The organism is Anaerococcus degeneri (genome assembly GCF_017874475.1).
GTDB classification, from domain to species: Bacteria; Bacillota; Clostridia; order Tissierellales; family Peptoniphilaceae; genus Anaerococcus; species Anaerococcus degeneri.
On record NZ_JAGGLO010000002.1, the window covers coordinates 116366 to 137972 of the forward strand.

General features: G+C 34.6%; 21 protein-coding genes. 4 read left to right on the forward strand and 17 right to left on the reverse strand.

Annotated elements, in window-relative coordinates:
• Window positions 1–121: 121 nt before the first annotated feature.
• From J2Z38_RS03920 to J2Z38_RS03945, 6 genes are all read right to left on the reverse strand, one after another.
• A complete protein-coding gene (locus J2Z38_RS03920) occupies window positions 122–1474 on the reverse strand; it encodes a hemolysin family protein (RefSeq protein WP_209772690.1) in 1353 nt (450 codons plus the stop codon).
• Window positions 1475–2321: 847 nt separating this feature from the next.
• Window positions 2322–3071 (reverse strand): sigma-70 family RNA polymerase sigma factor, encoded by a 750-nt coding sequence (locus J2Z38_RS03925; protein ID WP_209772693.1) that lies wholly within the window; start codon window positions 3069–3071, stop codon window positions 2322–2324.
• Between the two features lie 515 nt (window positions 3072–3586).
• Complete coding sequence (locus tag J2Z38_RS03930; RefSeq protein WP_209772696.1) at window positions 3587–5401, reverse strand: DNA primase family protein; 1815 nt, start codon at window positions 5399–5401, stop codon at window positions 3587–3589.
• Window positions 5402–5423: 22 nt separating this feature from the next.
• A complete protein-coding gene (locus J2Z38_RS03935; protein ID WP_209772699.1) occupies window positions 5424–5693 on the reverse strand; it encodes a hypothetical protein in 270 nt (89 codons plus the stop codon).
• Window positions 5694–5709: 16 nt separating this feature from the next.
• Window positions 5710–6036, reverse strand: coding sequence for a hypothetical protein (locus J2Z38_RS03940; RefSeq protein WP_209772702.1), 327 nt, complete (start codon window positions 6034–6036; stop codon window positions 5710–5712).
• Between the two features lie 28 nt (window positions 6037–6064).
• Complete coding sequence (locus tag J2Z38_RS03945; RefSeq protein WP_209772705.1) at window positions 6065–6259, reverse strand: helix-turn-helix domain-containing protein; 195 nt, start codon at window positions 6257–6259, stop codon at window positions 6065–6067.
• Window positions 6260–6391: 132 nt separating this feature from the next.
• Between J2Z38_RS03945 and J2Z38_RS03950 the strand changes: the two genes are divergently transcribed.
• From J2Z38_RS03950 to J2Z38_RS03960, 3 genes are all read left to right on the forward strand, one after another.
• Window positions 6392–6964: a helix-turn-helix domain-containing protein gene (locus tag J2Z38_RS03950; RefSeq protein WP_209772707.1), complete on the forward strand. Its 573-nt coding sequence runs from the start codon at window positions 6392–6394 to the stop codon at window positions 6962–6964.
• 216 nt (window positions 6965–7180) lie between these two features.
• Window positions 7181–7819: a hypothetical protein gene (locus J2Z38_RS03955; protein ID WP_209772710.1), complete on the forward strand. Its 639-nt coding sequence runs from the start codon at window positions 7181–7183 to the stop codon at window positions 7817–7819.
• A 101-nt stretch (window positions 7820–7920) separates the two neighbouring features.
• Window positions 7921–8943 carry a tyrosine-type recombinase/integrase gene (locus J2Z38_RS03960; protein ID WP_209772713.1) on the forward strand — a complete coding sequence of 341 codons (1023 nt, stop codon included), beginning with the start codon at window positions 7921–7923 and terminating at the stop codon, window positions 8941–8943.
• Between the two features lie 132 nt (window positions 8944–9075).
• Here J2Z38_RS03960 and J2Z38_RS03965 read toward each other — a convergent pair whose 3' ends face one another.
• The 11 genes from J2Z38_RS03965 to J2Z38_RS04015 form a co-directional block, all read right to left on the reverse strand.
• On the reverse strand, window positions 9076–10026 hold the full coding sequence (locus J2Z38_RS03965) for a magnesium transporter CorA family protein (RefSeq protein WP_209772717.1): 951 nt from the start codon (window positions 10024–10026) through the stop codon (window positions 9076–9078).
• 73 nt (window positions 10027–10099) lie between these two features.
• Window positions 10100–11698 (reverse strand): Na+/H+ antiporter NhaC family protein, encoded by a 1599-nt coding sequence (locus J2Z38_RS03970; protein WP_209772719.1) that lies wholly within the window; start codon window positions 11696–11698, stop codon window positions 10100–10102.
• Window positions 11699–12019: 321 nt separating this feature from the next.
• A complete protein-coding gene (locus J2Z38_RS03975; RefSeq protein ID WP_209772721.1) occupies window positions 12020–12658 on the reverse strand; it encodes a V-type ATP synthase subunit D in 639 nt (212 codons plus the stop codon).
• Between the two features lie 3 nt (window positions 12659–12661).
• Window positions 12662–14029 (reverse strand): V-type ATP synthase subunit B, encoded by a 1368-nt coding sequence (locus tag J2Z38_RS03980; RefSeq protein WP_209772723.1) that lies wholly within the window; start codon window positions 14027–14029, stop codon window positions 12662–12664.
• 4 nt (window positions 14030–14033) lie between these two features.
• The gene (locus tag J2Z38_RS03985; protein ID WP_209772725.1) at window positions 14034–15791 is read right to left on the reverse strand and encodes a V-type ATP synthase subunit A; all 1758 of its coding nucleotides are present in this window, start codon (window positions 15789–15791) and stop codon (window positions 14034–14036) included.
• An 11-nt stretch (window positions 15792–15802) separates the two neighbouring features.
• A complete protein-coding gene (locus J2Z38_RS03990; RefSeq protein ID WP_209772727.1) occupies window positions 15803–16114 on the reverse strand; it encodes a V-type ATP synthase subunit F in 312 nt (103 codons plus the stop codon).
• Entirely contained in the window at window positions 16107–17141 is a 1035-nt protein-coding gene (locus tag J2Z38_RS03995; protein WP_209772728.1) for a V-type ATP synthase subunit C, read from the reverse strand. Before J2Z38_RS03995 ends, J2Z38_RS03990 begins: the two co-directional genes overlap by 8 nt.
• Window positions 17138–17701, reverse strand: coding sequence for a V-type ATP synthase subunit E (locus J2Z38_RS04000; RefSeq protein ID WP_209772730.1), 564 nt, complete (start codon window positions 17699–17701; stop codon window positions 17138–17140). Before J2Z38_RS04000 ends, J2Z38_RS03995 begins: the two co-directional genes overlap by 4 nt.
• 15 nt (window positions 17702–17716) lie before the next feature.
• Window positions 17717–18184, reverse strand: coding sequence for a V-type ATP synthase subunit K (locus J2Z38_RS04005; protein ID WP_209772733.1), 468 nt, complete (start codon window positions 18182–18184; stop codon window positions 17717–17719).
• Complete coding sequence (locus J2Z38_RS04010; RefSeq protein ID WP_209772736.1) at window positions 18184–20106, reverse strand: V-type ATP synthase subunit I; 1923 nt, start codon at window positions 20104–20106, stop codon at window positions 18184–18186. Before J2Z38_RS04010 ends, J2Z38_RS04005 begins: the two co-directional genes overlap by 1 nt.
• The gene (locus J2Z38_RS04015) at window positions 20093–20416 is read right to left on the reverse strand and encodes a hypothetical protein (protein ID WP_209772739.1); all 324 of its coding nucleotides are present in this window, start codon (window positions 20414–20416) and stop codon (window positions 20093–20095) included. Before J2Z38_RS04015 ends, J2Z38_RS04010 begins: the two co-directional genes overlap by 14 nt.
• Before the next feature lie 102 nt (window positions 20417–20518).
• Between J2Z38_RS04015 and J2Z38_RS04020 the strand changes: the two genes are divergently transcribed.
• Window positions 20519–21601, forward strand: a complete 1083-nt coding sequence (locus J2Z38_RS04020) for a hypothetical protein (protein WP_209772741.1) — start codon at window positions 20519–20521, stop codon at window positions 21599–21601.
• Window positions 21602–21607 lie beyond the last annotated feature (6 nt).

The window sequence follows — 21607 nt, forward strand, 5'->3', positions numbered from 1 at the left end:
AGGATAAGAATCCTAGCTTCTTTATTTTCCACAAAAATCAAAACGAAAAACGACCAGCCTTAAGCCTGAACTTTCAATCCTCTTTTGGATTTCCAGTTCAAAGCATTTGCTGGACGTTTTTTTAATTTTCTTCTTTTTCTTCAGTTTGTGTTTGGGTATTTTCCTCAGCTGGTTTTTCCTTTAATTTTCTAATCCTACAAGCCTTTATCCTGTTATCTTCCATATAGAGGATTTTTATTTCATAACCGTTATAGATTATGGTTTCATTGTCGCCCGCTTCTGGGATATAGCCAAGCTTATCGATTATAAAACCGCCAAGTGAGTCGTAATTTTCGTTTTCTTCGTCAATATCTATAGGGATTTTCTCATTTAAGTCCTTAATTCCAATAGAAGCCTTTACAACAAAGACGTTTTTGCTATTGATTTTTATCTCTGGAATATCGTAGTCAAAGCTATCTTCCATATCGCCTACGATTTCTTCAATCAAGTCTTCCATGGTAATTACACCTGAAAAACCCCCGTATTCGTCAATCAAAATCGCCATATGGATGTGGCCCGTTTGCATGTCAGAAAAAAGCTTGTCAGCTTCTATCTTATCCGGCGCAAAGTAGGCAGGCCTGATTAATTTTTCAAGATCAACATTATAAAGACCAACCTTGGTTGCTTCCAAAAGATAATCCTTGGTATATAAAACTCCCAAAATATTATCAACATCATCTTCAAAAATAGGAATCCTGTTGTGGCGAATTTTGATAAATTCGTCCATGTATTCCCTGTCCTTGTCGTTGATGTCAATCATAAAGACGTCAGTCCTTGCGGTCATGATTTCTTCTACTATTATGTCATCAAAGTTCATGATGGAGTGGATCATCTTTGATTCCATAGGCCTTATAATACCCTGGTCTTCACCGATTTGGACAATTGACTTTATCTGCTCGTTGGTGACTTCCTTTTGGATGACCCCAGCTTCTATGCCAAAAATTTTCATGATGAAATTTGTCACCTTGTCTGTGACAAGGACAAAGGGCTTAGTTAGACCGAGGACAAGCCTTAGAGTCCCTGTGGTCTTTAGGGCAAAGCCCAGTGGATTTCTAACCCCAATCCTTTGGGGAATCTTGTCAACAAAAATTATCTTCACTACTATGTAAAACAATATAGTAATCAAAAGGGCAGTTTTCATAGAAATATTATCCATTATCACTTCGCAGTCCCTGATCATATCGGCTATAAAGGCGACTGTGATTAGGGATAAGACTGAATTTATCATGGAAAATGACTGGTTTAGCCTGTCTTGGTTGGATGTGATTTTCAACAAGACTTCAGCATCCTTGCTGCCTTTTTCTTCTAAATCACGGAGCTTATCCTGGGATAGGCTTATAACTCCTGTGTGGAGGGCTGTGAAAAACCCGTTTACTAAAATTAATCCAATTACTATTAAAACTAAAATTAAACTGTGGTAGGGAACAGAGTCCATATTTTCTCCTTAAAAAATGTAATATACCTTGACTATATTCCTTATTTTCAACATTACCACACAAAATCTAATAAAATGTGTGATTTCAAGCTTTTATAAAAATCACTATTCACAATTTTACACAATTTATCACAATAATTGTGACGGATTTGTGACGGATTTGTGACGGTCACATACTGTATATTTCTACCCTTGTTTATTGAAAATTAATCCTCCTACATTAAAATATAAAAACAGGGATAGGGTCTATTGTTTAGAGTTAGTTTTGTAAGTCTATTTTAATTTGTAAGCTATTTAAAATAATAAGGTATGTAAATACCTATGTAACAAAATAAAATCTCTTAAAACTCAAAATAAAGCCTTTTGATTTATCAGAATTGATATTTCATAGGCTTTTTTATTGATTAACAGTAAAGAGATTGATTTTATAACACCAATCAATTTAATACACTTTAATAAACTTTATCAACTTTAATTATGACACAAAATTTCTATTTTGTGCAATAATTTATATTTATGAGAGATTTTGTTTTATATTTTAGATTTTTAATAACTTCTATTGTTTATTTATTATTTAAGCAAAAAGACAAAGTAAATACAAAATTATAAAAAATACAAGCTCCTATTTTGCGTTTTAAGGCGTTTTATATTTTTAGATAGGTAATAGGTCTATTAAATTAACCAATCATTGTAAGAGATTATTATATTTTGAATAGTAGATATAACTGATTGACAGGTAGTATATAATATAACTGACTAGTAGGCAATACAAAAAAGTAAGCTTTTACACCTACTTTTAATTTTCTTATATTATTTAATTTTTGATCAAGTGGATTGTATTCAGAGCCTATTTGAATATACTTTTGAATACTTCATTATCTCTCTTTTCTCTTTGTAATACAATATCCCAAACAGGATTAGATATATTAGAACTTTGTACCCTTATTCTAGAATAGTCATAAGCCTTAAGATAAGAGATTTCTCTTTTGTTTTCCATTTCTTGCTTGTATTCTCTAAAGTATTTATTATCTATTACTTTATTTCTTGCAGCGTTTTTTATTCTTATTATCTCTTTATAGTCAATACCTAGTTTCTTGCTTATATCTTTTAAGGTTATATTATAATCAAAATGGTATTTAAGAACTTTATATTCTGTATCAGTCAAGCAATCTCTTATTTCTTTATCTATATTCTTACTATCTACTTCATTAAAAATATTTATAGTTTCATCTTCAATAGTATCTATTAAATTTAATTCTTCAGAATCATCTGTATTCTTTACAGGTTCATCAAGTGATATATTTTCATTGTATCTTAAAGTTTTATTCAAAACATTTATTATATACCAATGGGCATAAGTAGAAAATTTATTTCCCTTGTTACAATCAAAGTTATCAATAGCTTTTAGCAAGTAGTAGAATCCCTCTTGTATTAATTCATCTTTACTATTAATATTATCAAAACTATATTTACTAACAATAGAGTAAACCAATCTTATATTATTCAAAGCTATCCTATTTCTAATGTTAATATCTTTTGTTCTCTGATATTCTTTTAATAATTCTTCATTGCTTTTGTAATTATCTTCTTTGTTCATTCTTTACCACCTATAAAGATATTGCTTATAAAGTATAATAGATATTGTAAATACTCTTTATATTACAATACCTCTTTACTGTACAAAAATAAACAAGCCCCCCCTCTTTTTTATATCTGACAGTAGGTATATAGAACGGTTCGGGAGAGCTTTTTCCAATTATTAGCTATTTTTGAGGTTTTGGGGTATTGGTTTATAGTGGTAAAGCATTAGCATTAAATCTCTTTACAGTTTTTTACCTATTTTGTAGTTTAAATGTAGTTTCAAAGTAGTTTTTTATTTTTTCAAGAATGATTATTTTTCAACGTTTATTGTTATTTATTAATATTAATTATTCTTAAAACTATAAAATATATAAAATATACTATTAAACCTTTTCGTAATTCTGGACGTTTGTTTCTCTGGAAAAACAAACAAGTAAATATAATAGAAAAACTTGTCAGAAATAAAATGCAGTTTATAGTTATTCTTATAAACATATTTAATTTATAAGGTTGCAAGACACAACATTAATTTTATTTATTTTGCTTTATCCTAAAACATCTTGCACCCATACCATTTACGGTTGTCTGATATGTTTCTAATTGCCACAATTCTTCTAACGTATTTCTAATCGTATTTTTTGAGAAATTTTCCCCATTGCTTTGACACCAATTTTTGTATGCTTCATAAACATCATTTATAGGTCTTTTTATAAAATAATCCCTATCGAAAACCTGTAAATAAGTCAAAGCAGGATTATTCTCCTCATGATAAGAAATATTAAAATCTTCTACAATCTGACTATGGGTGAATCCACAATTTTCATACAATCTCTTATAACCATCAACAATAAGCTTAATCCAATATTTAAGAGCTTTTTCTGTAGTTAAGTTAGTAATAAACTTTGAGTCTTTTTTCTTAACCTTGGTGTACATAGGTAGCCAAACCACCCTTCTTTTGTACGACTCTCCTTTTTCCCAAGATTTTAACATATGATTAGAAGTAAAGATTAATGAACCAGTAAAGTACATATCTTCAGCACTCTTGTAGAGTTCCCTTGTAGAGATAAAATCACAGGTTGAAATATTTTTTAATACCCTCATATGCTTATCATTTATGGATTGGTCTTGAATATCATCTCCTAAGTTAGCTAATTTGCCCTTAAATGACGGTAAATAACGTTCGTTTGATAATTCGGATATAGACATGCCAGTAACATTATTTGACCCTAATATAGTCTTTATAATTTGTAATAATGTACCCTTGCCATTACCTCCATCACCTATAAAGATGAAAAACTTTGCTAACAGTCTTTTAAATTCAGGGTCAACGATTAAAGTATGACCAAGTATTTCAAGCAAGAGATTTCTATAATCTTTATCGTGGTTAGTTAAATGGTCTATATATTCATCAACCTTGTCTACCTTTTCCGCCTCATCATCATAGTCAATATCAATATGATAAGGGGTAAATGAATCAATAACCAAGTCTACAAAATGACCGTTTTCTATATAGCCATTCCTAAACTTAATCGGAAATATCTCTCCTTGGTCTATCTTCTTTGACCTATATTGCATCTGTTTTATTACTTCATCTACATATCGGGTCTTTTGTGAACCCACCCTTTCAAATACTCTTTTCCTAAGTATTGACTCCTCACTAGTGTATTCGCCATCTTCTTTGAAATAATATCTTTGCCCATATTGAACAAAGTTTAATTCATTCATCAAATAGCCAGCGACTTCATATTCACTAATTTCATCGTTTGACAAGTCCATCTCCCTAGTTAGGGTCTGAAATTCTTCTTCTGGTAATGGTTTAGCAAATACATTTTCATTGATAAAGCCTAATATCTTTCTCCACTCTTTAACCCCTGTTAATTGAGTTCTAAGCTTGAATAACTTATTATTCCTACCTTCACCCTCATCTAGTCCTAAAAGTGGTTCAAATCGTTTATTAGAGGTGAATATGAAGGGAGCTTCCTCTCTTACACCTTCATTTTCTATATCTCTTAAAACCCCATTTCTTTTTATAGTAACAGCTTTTGTATTTCCCTTATGCTTGATTTCATATTTAAAACCAAGTGGAGAAACCCTGTTTGCCCCTCTTTTAAAATCTAAAGGCTTTTTAAAGTAGAAATGTACACCCCTATCAGTCCATACTGTTTGAGTTTTTATATCAAAACTTATAATGATTTTCTTTATAAGGTCTTTGTCTAGTTCATCAATATCAATTACATAATCATCATCTTCTAATAGCCAGCCAGCATCTTCAAATGAGTCGTGCTTATCATACATATCGGCATCATTATTAGAATATTTTTGTCCTTTTTCAAATTCTACATACATCTGTCATTTTCACCATCTTTCTTTATATTTTCTTATATACTCCAATAGCTTTTGCGACTATTCTATAATCTTTTGAGTCTGATATTTCTGAAAATCTCTTTGCTATATATTTTTGATCAAGTCGATTTTCTACAAAAACTATATCATCATTACTTAAATTGTTATTATCACAATATTTAAAAAATAAGTAGTCACCTATTTTATAGCCTAGTTCTATATAATCATTGTTTTGTATTTCCATTGTAAAATCTAGATTTCCCAATTGTTTTAAATTAAATATATTATTTTGCATAACATCTCCTTTATCCCTATATCTCTATAAAGCACCTTGTTGCTTTTCCATTTATACATGCTGATTTAACTGTTAATTGCCATAATTCTTCTATTGCATTTTTTATCATATTTAAGTTACAATTTTCAACATTGTCTTCACACCATTGTTCATAATCATCATAAACATCTCTAACAGGTTTCTTAATGAAATAACTCTTGTTAAAATCCTGTAAATATAATAAAGCTGGATTGCTTGTATTATCTGTTTTCTTTTCTTTATCCTTATTCTTTGATTTAACTTTTTTGTTCAATCTTGTAACATTACCCTTGTACATTGTAAATGTTCTAATATTTTTCTTCATTTCTAATTTACCTTTCTATAACCTCTTATTAATCATCTAAAATTACTATTTCAGAGGGGTCAACATCTAACACATTTGCTATCTTGTTAACTAAACTCATACTTGCATCACCTTTTGATAATACAGTAGATAACCAAGTATAAGAAATGTTTGTTTTTTCTGCCAACTCCTTTACTGTCATTCCATTCATTAAAAACTTAATGTAATTAGTTTTGATTTTCATCTTTTACACTCCTTTCACTTTATTTCCTGTAATTACACTTTACTGTTGTTTTGTAGTTATTCAAGTAGGGTAAACTTTAATCCCTTGAATTTTACTATAAACACTATATAGTCAATAGTAGGAGGATTAATTATGGACAAAAATAATTTAGAGTATTACAGGAAAAAGAAAAAAATGACACAGGGAGAATTGGCAAAAAAGATAGGTGTTTCAACCACTTTTGTATCTCAAATAGAAAATGGTATCTCCAATCCATCAGATGAAAATCTTTTGAAAATATCAGAGATTTTAGACGTTTCTGTTAATGATTTAAACTTAAGTAATAGAAACACTTTGTCAAGTAATACTGACATAATTATTGAATTGATTAGATTATTAAAAATGAAAACAAAATCTAATTTGATCAAGTGGGTTGAAGATGATGAAATTTCAGAATTTAATGTTTATAAAACTATCATTAATGATACAGAATATATCTTAGTTGTAAATACAGATGAAATTATTATTAGTAGCGACTTAGATAAAGTGTATGAACAATCTCTTTTACTAGAGATTAATACAGATGATAAGAACACAATCAGAATTACAGATGAAAACAATCAAGAATATCAAAGAGAATTAAGTCTGTTACATTATGAAATAATAAAGCCTGAATTTGATTATTATACTGTTAAGAGATTAATACAAGAATTAAACGATTTATAAGATTAAAAAATATTAAACTGATAAAAAGGTGGATTATGGAAACATCTTAGACAACGAAACAACCTTCAAATGATTTTATAAAAAAGACAATCAAGTAATATTACAACCAGAAAACAAAGCCTACACACCTATTATTATTATTATCAATGAAGAAGATAGTTTAAACGCCCATGTATTAGGTGAAATGATAGGTATGTACACCCTAGGGAGCAGATAATGAAAAAGAGAAATTTATTATTAATAATACCAGTAGTTTTACTAATAGTTTTATTAAAATCTTGCACATCTTCAAGAACCTCCAATGTAGATAATTCTACTAATGAACAATTATTAAAAAGGGTTGGTGAACTCGAAGATGAGAATAAAGAACTGAAAATAGAGATAGAAAAATTAAAAAATGACAACAATATATTAAAATCATCTCGAAATGTTGAAACAAAATCAATAGAAAAAACACTAGTAGAAACCAATACAAAAGAGCAACCAGTCGACGAACCTTCGTCACAATCTACAAACGATAGAGAGCCTGGCAAGAAATTGTCTGAAAAGGATAGAAAAGAGTTGGCTATAGTCTTTGCTCAAGATTATGTAGAAAAGCAAACTGGAATAAAAATGAGTGTTGCTAAGGGTGATTTTAATGTGGCTATTCAAAATTATAGTCCAAAACACGATGCTTATATAGTTACTTACAAAGATTCTGATAACTCAAGGATAAAATTCATCTTCGACTGGGATGGAATAGAACAAGACTCTGGCGGATACTACAAACACGACCCATGGTATCTACTAGTTAATGGCACTGAATATTATAACGAATTAGATACTAAAAGAGAAAATGCCATAAATGACAAATAATAAAAAAGACCCACGCTAATCACCACAAAAGCAAGAGTCTCTTTTTGCATACCTTGATATGCTATTTTCATTATAACACATTTTACAGAAAGGAGAAAATTATGGAAACGTCTTATACTTTAAGAGAACGTAAAGATACAGGAAATTGGCAAGCTATAATAAGACAAAAACAAGGTAACACCTGGAAACAAGTACAATCAAAAACTTTTGTCAAGAATACAGACGCCAAACAATGGGCAATAAACACATCATCTGAATGGCAAAAAAAGATTGAGAATGATTATGACAAAATGACAATCAGGCAATTAAAAGACGTATTTCTTGAATACAAAAAACTAGAGGTTAGAGAGAGTACGTTTTTCACAATTAAAAGTAATATAGATAACGCTGATTGGTTTGATGATAAAACAGTATATCAAGTAAGTAAGCTTGAAATACTTAAAAGAAATAAAACAGAATCAAAATCACATATTAAATATATGAGAATGTTCTATAACTTTTTAATCAATGAGTTAGATTTCAAAATCTCTAATCCATTCAAAACAGGCAAAATCAAAAAAGAGCCTGAAACTTTTGTATTGTCAAAAACAGATTATGAATTTTTGCTTGATAGAATCAAATTCGATGATGTGAAATTAGGGGTAATTATTCTATATCACACAGGATTAAGAATTTCTGAATTATCTGGATTAACGTGGGATTGTATAACAGATAATAATATCATAATAAATAAACAATTTAGTAATAAGTATGGTGAATTTAGAGAACCAAAATCAGAAAATTCTGTTAGAACCATTCCAATCCATAGTAATTTAAGAATCTATATAAAGAAATGGAAAAAGAGTCAAACCACTATTGATATTAGTAACAGAATCTTTAACAAAAAGGCTATGGGTCAAAAAATAGCTATTGAATTAAAAAGAATTACAGAGGGAACACATCTAGAGGGTTTAACCCCTCACGATTTCAGGCACACTTTTATTACTAATCTTGTACAAAACAAAACGGACATAATAACAGTTGCCTATCTTGCAGGTGATAGGGTAGAAACTATAATAAACAATTATGTTCACACCAACAAAAAGACAATGGATTTGTCAAAACAGGCTGTAGAAATGATATAAGGTAACTAATTAATATATTTGTGACGGATTTGTGACTGTTAAAGAAACAACGGCTTGATTTCAATAGTTTATATCACATATGTAATATACCTTGACTATATCTACAAGACCTATCCTTGTCAAAGGCAGACCCTATTTGTCAATCTTTTTAAATAATAGATAGCAAACGATGACGCTTAGGATTGATAGGCCAATGATGTACATATAGCCAAATTCCCAGCTGAGTTCCGGCATGTTTTCAAAGTTCATTCCGTACCAGCCAGTTAGGACTGTAATCGGGGTGAAAATCGTGGTTACAACTGTGAGGATTTTCATAGTTGAGTTCATAGTTAGGTCCATTTTTGAATCATAGGAGTCCTTGACATTGGTAATGTAGTCAGACAAATAGGAAATATTAGCTGAATACCTCTCAACCCTATAGGCCAGAGATTTTAAGTGTTTGATGTCGTCATCATCAAAGATTTCATTTTCATTTTCTACAAAAACTTCAATTGTATCTAGGAGTCTCTCGTAGGATGTGTAAAGATTAAGGGCCTTGTGCCTATTATCAGAAATTACCCCTATCTTATCCTTGTTTGACTTGTTATTTATTATCGAATCCTCAATCTGGGCTGTGGAGTCCTTTATAGAATCAAAAATTCCTGTGTGTTTGTCAATTAGGGCTGTTATGAAGTGTTTTAAGGCACGGCCTGGCGACCTTGATGAAAATCTCTTGGCTACCATCTTGTTAAAGGCACGTGTAGTAGAATCGTCCTTGTCGTACATATCAACCACAACTAGCCTATTATTTTCTATATAAAAACCAATGAGGTCTGAGGTGTCAAGATTGCCCCTAATGTCTAAAAGTTCTAAAATCGCAAAAGTGTAAGTGTCTTCTACTGCCACATAGGATTTTTTGCTATTTTCTGTGACAAGGAGGTCGACCAAGGCATTGTCAAGCTTATATTTTTTAGCAAAGTCAATAAAATCAGCCTTTCCTAAATACATTAGGTAAAAGTCGTCGTCTTCTATGGCATCATAAAATTTTGGCATGGTCGTTTCTTCAAAACCATTGTCCGTATCAAATTTATAAATATATTCCATATAAGCTCCTATTTTTCAAATATCTTAATCATTCTATGGGATAGTAACTTCCTTGTCAAAAAAATCCCCGCACTTAGGCTAGGGATTTATTTTTGTTTATAGATTTTAAAACCACCATAAAGACCATGATTACAAAAATTCCAAAGGCAAGGGAAATGATTGCCGAATGGGTAAAGCCAGCTACGATGTAGGAAATGCTGGAAACGCCTGCTACTGTAAGACCATAGGCTAACTGGGTTTTGACGTGATCAACGTGGACACAACCTGCACCTGCAGATGACATTATGGTTGTATCTGAAATTGGCGAAATGTGGTCACCACAAACGGCCCCAGATAGGCAGGCAGAAATGCCTATGAAAAACAGAGGCTGACCTATTTCAAACATGGCAGTTATGATTGGAATCAAAATCCCAAAAGTTCCCCAACTTGTTCCTGTGGCAAAGGCAAGGAAGATTGCAACCACAAAGATAACTGCAGGCAAAAATGAATTTAGGCTGCCAACTGCCCCTTTCATTAGATTTCCAACAAAGGCTTGGGATCCCAGGAGGTCGTTTGAAATATTTTTGAGGCTTGTAGCCATGGTTAGGATTAAAATCGCCCCAACCATAGAAGAAAATCCTTCAGACAAACTATCCATTGACTTTTCAAAACTAAGGACACCCCTCATTACAAAATAAATTATGGAAATGATAAGGGCAGAAAGAGATCCCATAGCAAGGGCCACAGATGAATCTGTATTAGCAAAGGCATTTACAAAGTCTCCGTAAAATTCATTTTCAGGATCAAAAAATCCACCAACGTAGACTAAAGATAAAACAGAAACTACAATCAAAACTAAAATCGGAAAGATAAGGTCAATCACTTTTCCATTTGGATTGCCGTCTTCTGCTGTAATTTTAGTAGTCTTAACCACTCCAAGGTCTCCTGTTTCCATTGCTTTTTTCTCAACATCCTTCATCGGTCCAAAGTCGTTGTCAAAAAGTATGATTGACACTACAAAAACCAAGGTCAAAAGCGAATAGAAATTGAAAGGAATGGCCCTTACAAACATTTCTATGCCAGAAATCCCCTCAGCATATCCAGAAACCGCCGCTGCCCAAGATGAAATCGGTGCAATCATACAAATTGGAGCTGCTGTTGAGTCGATGATGTAAGCAAGTTTGGCCCTTGAAATCTTGTAAGAATCAGTCACAGGCTTCATGACAGAACCCGATGTCAGGCAATTAAAATAATCGTCAATAAAAAGCATGGAGCAAAGGAAAAAGGTCGAAAGTTGGGCTGCCTTTCTCGATTTAATCTTTGAGTGGGCAAATTCACCAAAGGCCCTTGACCCGCCCGAATGATTTATCAAAACAACCATGATTCCCAAAACAACAAGGAAGATAAAAATTCCTGCAGTTTGGGAAACAGAAGCTATAAGCCCATCTTTAACCACATTGTCAAGGGATTTAGAAAGTGAACCACCAGATCCTAAAATCCCTCCGACTAAGATTCCCAAAAACAAGGAAGAATAAACTTCCTTGGTCAAAAGAGCCATAAAAATCGCAAGGACTGGCGGAAAAAGTGCCCAAGCAGTCGCAAAAGTATCTATCCCACTTAGGGAAATATATATTGATAAAATTATCGAAACAAGGCCCACACAAAGGGCGAGTTTCATATTTTTCTTCTTCATAAAAAACCTTCCTCTATATAAAATTAAGTAAATCAAATAATATCTCAAAAAGAGTACGATTAACATTATACTTAATTTTAGAATATAAGAAAGTGTAAAACATCGACTATATCTAGTTTTACCTAAAATCAGAACGAAATTACCTATAATAAATATTATTTTGAAATTTTTAGTCTAATTTATTAAAAAAATCTGATTGTGATTTTCCTTATCTGAGTCTGTCTTTTCTTTATAAGATTTCTCCTTTCCTCGGTCGTCGAAATGTCGGATAACATGATAAATTCACACAGCAAAAAACCACCGAAAAATCGGTGGTCTTTTTTATCTTTCTTCAGAAATTATATCTTTAACTTTCATTAATCTTGATATAGTTGCTCTTTCGTTTTCTTCTAGTTTGGCTCTGATGTATTTGATTGTTTCTTCAAGGTCTGGGATGGTCCTGTATTCTAGGGCGTTTACCCTTCTTCTTGTCGATTCAATCTCATCTGCCATTAGCTGTGTTGTTTTTTCAAGCTCAGCTAGTTCTAGGAGCCTGTCTGTGACATGGTTTAGCTTCAAAATTGCTTGGTCAAGGCCAACACTTGTTGTGGCGTAGCCGTATGGAAACATTGAGGCTTTTTCGTTTACATTTACCTTAAATTCCATCTTAGGAATCCTAACACTCATGACGTTTTTTGTCGTAATGTCAACGCCAACTTCCTGGGTAGGAAAGCTTACCGCTTCTTCGAGGATTTCTGGGCTCATAAAGGCTGATGCCATGAGGAAGGCTGCAAAGGAGTCTGATAGTTCCTTTTCTACTTCCTCTCTGAGTTTTTTATTCTCCCTAATTAGTTCAAGAAATTGTCTCATAAGCTCATCTTGTTTATCTTTTAGAAGTTTGTATCCTCTTTTGGCGGTGGCAAGTCTTCCCTTCAGGGTGTTTAGGTTCATCCTAGTAGGGGTTACTTTTAATCTTGCCATAGGCTAGTCCATGTATTTTTCTATTAGGGCGTCGTCAATTCTCTTAAGCTCTGATTTTGGAATTATCTTTAGAAGTTCCCAACCCAAGTTAAGAGTCTCTTCGATTGACCTATTTGTGTAATAACCTTGGTTGATATATTTTTCTTCAAAGGCCTTGGCAAATTCAGCAAAGGCTAGGTCTGCATCTGATAGAGCAGAGTCACCTAAGATCTTTTGAAGTTCTCTAGCGTCCACACCTGAAGCGTAGGCTGCGTAGATTTGGTTCATGGTATCTGCGTGGTCTTCACGGGTCTTGCCCTTGCCTATACCCTTATCCTTAAGCCTTGATAGGGATGGAAGGATGGAAACTGGTGGTGCAATACCTTGGTTATAAAGTCCACGGTCTAGGATAATTTGTCCTTCTGTGATATAGCCTGTCAAATCTGGGATTGGGTGGGTAATGTCGTCTTCTGGCATTGATAAAATTGGAATTTGGGTAATTGTTCCTGGTTTGCCACGAAGCTTACCTGCCCTTTCATAGATTGTTGAAAGGTCTGTATATAAATAACCTGGATAACCACGTCTGCCTGGTACTTCCTTACGGGCTGCAGATACTTCACGAAGGGCCTCTGCATAGTTGGTCATGTCTGTCATGATTACAAGTACTTGCATGTCCTTTTCAAAGGCTAGGTATTCTGCACAAGTAAGGGCCATTTTAGGTGTTGAAAGACGTTCGATTGCTGGGTCGTCAGCAAGGTTCATAAATAACACTGAACGGTCGATAGCCCCTGTTTTCTTAAAGTCATCCATGAAGAATTGGGCTTCTTCGAAGGTGATACCAATAGCTGCAAATACTACCGCAAAGCCTTCGTCATCTCCCAAAACCTTAGCTTGTCTGGCGATTTGGGCTGCTACTTGGTTGTGTGGCAGACCGTTTCCAGAAAAGATTGGAAGTTTTTGGCCACGTACAAGAGTATTTAGGCCGTCTATGGTTGAGATTCCAGTTTGGATAAATTCTGAAGGGTAGTCTCTTGATACTGGGTTTATTGCTGTACCATTAACATCCCTCTTATCTTCAGGAATTATTTCTGGACCGTCATCTATAGCTTCACCTAGGCCGTTAAAGGCACGGCCTATCATATCTTCACTTACAGCAAGTTCTAGAGGTCTACCCAAAAATCTTACTGATGTGGATTCAAGGTTGATACCTGTTGATCCTTCAAAAAGCTGAACCATGGCACGGTCCTTGTTAATTTCTATAACCCTGCCCCTTCTGTGCTCACCTGTGTGAAGTTTGATGTCTACTAGTTCTTCGAAGTTTACTCCCTCAACGCCTTCAACAAGCATAAGAGGGCCAACTACTTCTGTTACTGTTTTATATTCTTTTAACATCCGTCTATGCCTCCTTTATTAGCTTGCTAATTGCTGAGTCAATTTCAGATCTGATTTCGTCAAATCTTTCCTTATTATCTTCGCTAATTAGTTTTAGTCTTGAGATTGATTCGTTAACGTCAAGGCCTTCGATTTCTTTGATTTCAACGCCTTTTGATAAGGCTTCTAGGCACTTATCATAGTTATAAAGAATGATGCCTAGCATCTTATCTTGCTTATTTAGTGAGCAGTAGGTATCCACATCGTGGAAGGCGTTTTGTTGGAGGTAGTCCTCTCTGATAGATTTAGTTACATTTAATTTTAACTTATCATCATCAGATAGGGCGTCACGTCCTACAAGCCTTACTACTTCTAAGAGGCCTGATTCTTGTTGTAATAAACTCATGGCACGTTTTCTCATAGTTGAGAATTCTTCGTCAACATTGCCATCTATAAACTTATCCATCTTGTCTTGGTAAAGTGAATAAGATGATAACCAGTTAATAGCTGGGAAGTGTCTTTGGTAAGAAAGATCGTAATCTAGTCCCCAGAAGACCTTAACAATACGTAATGTAGCCTGGGTTACTGGCTCTGACATATCTCCACCTGGAGGAGATACAGCCCCGATTACAGAAAGGGTACCAATATCTTCCCTATTTCCTAAAACTCTTACCTTACCGGCTCTTTCGTAGAAATCTGCAACACGGCTGGCAAGATAGGCTGGATAACCTTCGTCACCAGGCATCTCTTCCAAACGTCCACTCATTTCACGGAGGGCTTCTGCCCATCTGGATGTAGAGTCAGCCATCATAGCTACGTTGTAGCCCATATCCCTGTAGTATTCAGCAAGGGTGATACCTGTGTAGATTGATGCTTCCCTGGCTGCTACTGGCATGTTTGATGTATTTGCTATTAGGACTGTACGTTTCATGATTGATTCGCCAGTTTTTGGGTCAACTAGTTCTGGGAATTCATTAAGTACGTCAGTCATTTCGTTACCACGTTCGCCGCAACCAACGTAGATTACTATGTCAGCGTCAGCGTATTTTGCGATTTGGTGTTGGACAACGGTCTTACCTGAACCAAATGGTCCTGGGATTGCTGCTGTACCGCCCTTAGCAACTGGGAAGAAGGTATCAATTACCCTTTGACCTGTAATTAGGGGTTCGTTAGGGTCGATTTTTTCCTTGATTGGTCTTCCTTGCCTTACTGGCCAGTACTGAATCATGTTTATTTCTTTATCACCATCTTCTGTTTCTACAACAGCAATGGTGTCAGCTACTGTAAACTCACCAGCTTTTATATCTTTTAATTTGCCGCTTATTCCGTAAGGCACCATGATTTTGTGGGTAATAACTGTGGTTTCTTCTACACTTCCTAGTATATCTCCAGCTACAACTTGGTCTCCAATTTGGGCAAGAGGTTCAAAATCCCAAAGTTTTTCCCTATCTAGGGCTGGTGCTGTTACTCCTTTTTCTAGGAAATTTCCTGCAAGCATTTCAAGTTTCTCAAGTGGTCTTTGGATACCATCGTACATTCTCTCGAGCATACCAGGTCCAAGCTCTACTGATAGAGGTCTTCCTGTTGACCTAACCTCATCGCCAGGGCCTATACCAGTTGTCTCTTCGTATACTTGAATACTTGCGACATCTCCCCTCATCTCTATTATTTCACCGATGAGCTTATCCTTTGATACCTCAACCACGTCATAGATATTAGCATCGGTTAGGCCTTCTGCCTCTATTAGTGGTCCAGATACTTTAGTAATTTTACCTATATTCAAATTAAGCTCCTTTAATTTAGAATGTTGGCTCCAACTGCCTTTTCAACCGAACGGTTGATATCAGCAAGGCCGATACCCATTGATCCCTTGTTGGATGGGATTAGGATAATGGCTGGAGTCATAGATTCTCTGTATTTATCTATAGTTTCATGACAAAGCTCTGCCATAGCTTCGGTGATAAAAATCACACCGTAATTGTCCTTAGCAAGCTTGTCTATTAGTTTACTTGCGTCTTTTTCGTCAATGGCTGTAAAGGCGTCAATTCCTATGGCCTTGAAGGCTAAAATCGAATCCTTATCGCCAATTACTCCAATTTTATACATAAGTTTCTCTTAACCTTTCCCTAGTAAAGTCTTTTGGAAGTGAATTTAACTTAGAGATAAAGATTATCCTTAGGTTTTTAATCTCTTGCTCCTTGGCAATCAAAAATCCTAGCAAAACTTCTGGGCCATAGGTCATAGACTTGGCGTTTTTGGCAAAGTCCATAAAGTGATCATCGATGGCCTTTTCTAGGTCGAGAAGATTTTCAGAATCCTTTTTGTCCCTGTCTAAGCTTTTTTTAAGATAAGAGTTTACCTTAAGGCTTGAAGTCTTAGAGACAATCTCGCTTACGTCCATACTTATCATGGCAAGGATGTCATTTTTATCAAGATTGCCGCCGTCTATTAAGGAATTTTTCAAATGATCAAAATCAAGTTTTTGTCCCCTTATTCTTAAGAGGGTCTTGATATTAACAAGGTCGATTGTTTCCTTGGTATAGGCTAGGAGCGTTTCTATTCCAGTTGCCTTTGCAAGGGCGAGTTCCCTTTCATAATAGGACTTATCTAGAGATATGTCTATCATGGCTGGGTTTTCGCTTTCCCTATAAGCCTTGAGTGCCTTTTGGGCATAGGCGAGGTAGATTTCCCTATCTTCTTTTTTCCCAACGGAAGCAATACTTACTTGGCCGTCTGCAGATTTCAATAATTCCCTTTTGATAAAGGCTGTGTCTACATTTGCCATAGGCGAATAGATTTTTGAAAAATCTTCTTCTTGGATAATTTCTTTTACTAAAAGTTTTAGGTTATGAAAATTATATTTTTCGATTAAATACTGGCTGATATTTTTATCAGGAGTCACATCGTCTATTTTTTCATAAACCCTTACTAATTCCTTGTTGAGGATTTTTTCGTACTCCTCATCCCTATCTAGCTCTGAGATTGCGCTGGCATAGGATGAGTCGTTTAGAGCATTTAACACTTCACTTAAACTTTCATAGTCATTTAGTCTTTCAAGGTCACGGGCCTTAAGCAGATCATCTTCATAAATCCTTGTGGACGTAGAAGCTGCTATGAAGTTTTCTCTTTTCATATTTCTTCCTTAGTAAAAAGTGCGTCAGATATTATTTTTTTGATTTGGTCTTTTTCGTAATCAATTATTGATGAAAAAGAATTGTCATAGGTGACATTGCCGTCTTTTATTATAAAACCATCGTCTGTGGTCTCGTTTGAAATCTTAAGCCCCTTTAGGTCCTCTGAATTAAAGACAGACTCCATTCCTTTTTTAAGGATGATTTCAGCATTTGATTCTGGGAAGCCCTCGAGCCTTTTAAGGACAAATTTTTTGTAGGATTGCTCGTCTAGGTTTTTAAGCTCAGCTAGGACCTTGTCTATAACTTGGTTTATAAGGTCGTTTTTGGCTCCTATTTTTATATCACGGGCCTTACGAGATGAAGAAAGTTCTTCATTTGTAAGGGTTATAGCAGCTTCTTTTTCTGCCTTTTCCATGATTGCTTTTCCCTCTTCGCTTGCCTTTTTCTTGGCTGCGTCAGTGATTTCCTTGGCCTCGGCCCTTGCCTGATCTAATATCTGATTTTTTTCTTCTTCTGCTTTATTTTTTATAGATTCTAATATTAAATCAAGATTATTCATAATCTTATCCTAATATTATGCTCTTAGAACTAGAAGTAATGAAATAACTAGGGCTAGGATTGCGTAAAGCTCAACCATTACTGCGTATACAACGCCCTTGATAAATTCGTCTTCTTTTTTAGCTAGGATGTTGATACCTGCAACTGCTACCTTAGCCTGAGCGATAGCTGATGTATAACCTGCTATGGCAATAGGTAGGGCTGCCATAAAGAAGTATAGACCTTTTGCAAAGTCAACATTTCCGTCAAGTCTAAGCATGATAAAGAATGCTATAACGAATCCGTAAAGACCTTGGGTACCTGGTAGTAATTGTAATACTAGGGCCTTACCAAATTTTTCTGGTTGTTCTACTGTTAGTGCTGCTGCTGCCTCACCTGCCATACCTGTTCCCTTAGCTGAACCTGAACCTGGTAAAAATGTAGCTATTGCCATTCCAAGTACTGCTAGTATAATTCCGCCATTTTCAATAAAAAAGTTACTCATTATTTCCTCCTTTTATTAATGATAATCTTTTTAGTATCTTCTAACATTTCTCTAAATTTAACTCCACCGCCTTCGTAGAACTTGTTAAACATTTCTACGTAAATTAATCTTAGGCCGTGAACGTATGCTGATAAGTAGGATAGGAACATATTAAAGATTTGGAAAATCACAAAGATAATTATTCCGCCCAAGAGGCCAAAAAATCCTGCTCCTCCTACCATTTTTACAATAACATTTACTGCGTAGGCTACAAAGCCGCCTGATAAAACAAGGGCCATAAGTCTTAGGAAGGATACAAAGTCTCCTATCCAAGATGTAAGTCCGTAGACATTATAAAAACCAGATCCAAGTCTGCCGCCGATTGTTTTTGCATCTCTTCCTGAAAATAGGAGGATACCAACCATACCAGCTGCCATTACATAAAGACCGATTTTTGATTTGCTATAAACATAATATCCAATTCCTCCAAGGAAAAGATATGTAAATAGTGAATCATATATAGCATCTAGTGGCCTATTGTTTTTAAGGTGTATAACTATAGTCATTCCCACACTTACCATAAGGGCTACAGTACCTATTGCAAAACTCATGCCGATTAGGGTGTAGACATCTTTTTGGGTATCAATCCAGCCAAATGGCACTTCGATTATGCCGCCAAAAACCGAACCGAACAAGATTCCGAAGAAACAAGCTGAAAGGGAAATAGCCAAAAATAGCTTGACCATTTTTTCGCTAGACTTTGGAAAATCTTTTTTCTTTAGTAGGAAAATTGTTCCAATAACTCCCAAAATTCCATAGCCTAAGTCACCAATCATAAACCCAGTAAAGATTGTATAAAATATTGCTACAAGTAGGGATGGGTCTATTTCGTTATATCTTGGTAGAGCGTAGGTTTCTACTACCGACTCAAAAGGTTCTACTACAGAATTGTTATCTAGGATAATTGGCACGTCTGGGTCATCAAGGTCGGCTTCTCCTATATCAAGGATATATTCTTCGCCAAGGACACTTGTAAGGTCCTTTTTAAAAGTCTCCGCCATATCTGATGGGACAAAGCCTTCAATCACGTCCATAGACTTGGTTTTTAAGAAGTTTTCAACGCTTGCTTCCTTTTTCTTTTCATTTTCAAGAAAAGATTCATAAAGGTAGAAGTCATCCATATACTTGGCAAAACCGCCAATTTCCTCTTCTAATTTACTGATATCGTTTTTATACTTTTTAGAATTAGCTTTTAATTTTTCAAGCTCTTCTCCTACAGGTCCTTCCGCCTTTATCCTTATCCTGGTAAAGCCAAATTCTCTGAGGATTTCATTAAATTCTTCTTTTTCATCAAGGGAAGCAATGCCTACTATATAGCTAATCTTATCTCTTTCGCTTAGTTTATAGACTAGGGATTTTTCTAAATGCTTTTCTACGAGTTCTTTTCTAAGGCTATCGTAGAATTGACTTGAAATTGAGCCAGTTTCTACAAAGACCCTTTCTGATTCGTAGAGGTCGTTTATATTTAGATTTACATCCTTCCATGGACTTAAATCTTGGATCCTAGTATCATTAGCCTGTTTTTTATCAACCAGGCCTTCCCTTTCTTTAACTAATTTTAGTAACTTATCATAAATAAGGTTAAAATCAAAATTTTCTGACTGCCTATAGACATTTTCTATATCTAGTCTTTTAAGGTCATTTGGCAAATCTTCATTCGAATACTTCTTTGCAGTTTCCACTGCATATTTAAGCTTATCCTGCTTTTCTTCTATAGAATTGAGGACTGCTGAGTTTTCAACCTCTTTAAGATAGGATTCGTCTTCTTTTAATTTTAGGTCATTAAAATGCACATAGTTAAAATTTTGAAGAATGTTAAGTAGGCTAGATCGCTTGTCATTGAAACTAAGCAAGCTAAACTTATCCATCTTAACTATTGCCATTATTTACAATCCTTTCTACAAGCGAGTCTACAGTCTTTGATAAATCAGTCAAATCTCTCTGTTTGATTTCCTTTGATGCTTCACTTGCTTTTTCTAACACCGGTTTACTTTCTTCAAGGGCCTTGGCTTTGGCATCCTCAACTAGTTTTTTAGCCTTATTCTTGGCTCGGTCAATCTCTTCTTTATAAGATTCATCCGCCTTAATCTTGGCTTCTTCAACTAGCTTTCGGGCATCTTCCTTGGCCAAATCAAGCTCACGGGCTGCCGATTCTTCGGCTTTTTTCACTTGATTTAAAATGTCATCAGTCATAATTCACCCCCTAATGCTAATTAAATTATATCATATTTTTACCCAAAACGGGTATAGTCTAGACAAAATAAGACTAATATTTTACAATTCAAAGGAAAATTTATGAAAAAAATCTTGTTAATGGCTTTATTTGCTATATTGGCAGTAGGTTGTGATAAAAAAGAAGAAAATACAAAAGAGACCTATCCCCTTGGTGAACTAAGCGAATTTACTAAAGACGATAGTCTCCTCACTGGCCAAAGACTAATCGCCTATCCAAGTTCGGTCAAAAATGATACTTACACAAAAAAAGACTTGGAGAATTTAGACTACAATAAGGAAATAAGGATGGGTGACATATTTTTTAGGATACCCGACAGGTGCCAACTTTTTAAAAAAGAAGACACTTATTTTGTGGACTTCCCCCTCGATTTATCCTACAAAGTCCTCCTTAGTTTTAAGTCTATGGAAGATTCCTCCGACCTAATCGACCTATCCAAAAAGATAATTAGGGATGAAGAACTAAAAGACAAAATAGTTTCAAAACCAATAAAAAATTCTTTTACAGGTCTTGATAGTGCATATTTTATAACAAAAGAGGAAGAATATTCCTACACCCACTTTTTTATAAAATCTACAAACACAACCATTTATTTTGTAATAAAAGAAGATAGGCCAAATCTTGGCGGAAAAATCATGGCCGATATCCTCATGACAGCCTACACCTCTGGAGATGATCCTTTCGAAGTTAACAAGTCTTTTGCCGACTACAAAGATAAGCTTACAGTCTTTGCCACAAAGGAAGAAAAATTTGCAGGCCTTGGTATTAAAATCCCAGAAAATTTCTACCTCCAACAAGAAGGCGACGGATTTAAATATTACCTAGCTAGGGAAAACAACGAATCCATAGGGGCCATCCTAATGAAGGAAGACAGGGTCGATGGGAATCTTTACGATGCCTATAACCTAAACTCAGGAGACCTAATCTACTCAACATGTTTGATAAATATGGGCAAGGTTAGCCTAGACGGCGGGATTTTAGAAGGGGAAATCAGGCTTTATATGAAAGAAAATACCCTTACAGGAAAAAAGTTTGTCACAAAAAGAAAAAACACCTATCTCACAATAATAGTAGTAGGTCCTATAGCCAACAAATCACTCGCCATTTCCATGGCCGATTCAATTAAAGAATCAATTAAGAAATAATGTTTC